Source organism: Bacillus sp. BB081, assembly GCF_008368895.1.
Taxonomy (GTDB): Bacteria; Bacillota; Bacilli; order Bacillales; family Bacillaceae_G; genus Bacillus_A; species Bacillus_A wiedmannii.
In genome coordinates this window covers 1-835 of record NZ_QOZX01000153.1, presented here as the reverse complement: position 1 = coordinate 835, position 835 = coordinate 1, and the positions used below count along the sequence as shown (strand labels likewise).

1 protein-coding gene is annotated in these 835 nt (G+C 38.9%); it reads right to left on the bottom strand.

Annotated elements, in window-relative coordinates; translation table 11 throughout:
• A partial coding sequence (locus DN394_RS28790; RefSeq protein ID WP_149294476.1) for a substrate-binding domain-containing protein occupies nt 1-658 on the bottom strand: 658 nt, incomplete at its 3' end.
• Nucleotides 659-835: the final 177 nt, after the last annotated feature.

Genomic DNA, 835 nt, shown 5'->3' with positions numbered 1-835 from the left:
CAATTGCACCAGGTGTTTCAGTTACTAATTTCTTAACTGTACCTGAAGAATCTTCTTGAATCGAACCCGCTAAATCTTCTACTTTTTGACCCAAAGCAAATTTCTCATAAGTTGCACGAGTACCGGAGCTACTTGGACGGTTAACGATAACGATCGCTTGATCTTTACCACCAACATCTTTCCAGTTTTTCACTTTACCTGTGAAGATATCAACCAATTGTTGTTTTGTTAAGTTCGTTACACCAGCTGCTTCGTTAGCTACTGTTGCAATCGCTACAACTGCTACTTGGTGATCAACCAATTCTTTTGCTTTATCAGCATCTAATTTTTCTTCTGCAAATACATCAGAGTTACCAATGTTTGCTTGACCTTCGGATACTTGAGTTAAACCTGTACCACTACCGCCACCTTGTACTTGAACGGAGACGTTAGCATATTTTGAATCTGCCATGAATTTCTGAGCGACTTGATCAACCAATGGTTGCAATGCAGTCGATCCTACAGCAAGCACGGACCCGCTAAGTTCTGTACCTGTGGAAGCTTCTCCTGTAGTACCAGTTGTTGACCCTGACCCTGTAGTACCTGTGTTAGAACCACAAGCAGCAAGCACAAGAATCATCGTCAGTGTAAATAATAAAATTGGCAGTTTTCTAGACATCGTTTAAATCTCCTCCCCCTAATTAAAGGACCATACGTTTATGTTTTTTTTTGACTACTCACTTATTGTAGGGTGGCAATGTTAGGTGTAAGTCCGAGTTTTGTAAACTCTGTATTAAAATTATAATGAATAATGTATTCCATACTTCGATCATATTTGAAATGTTTTGCAATTATA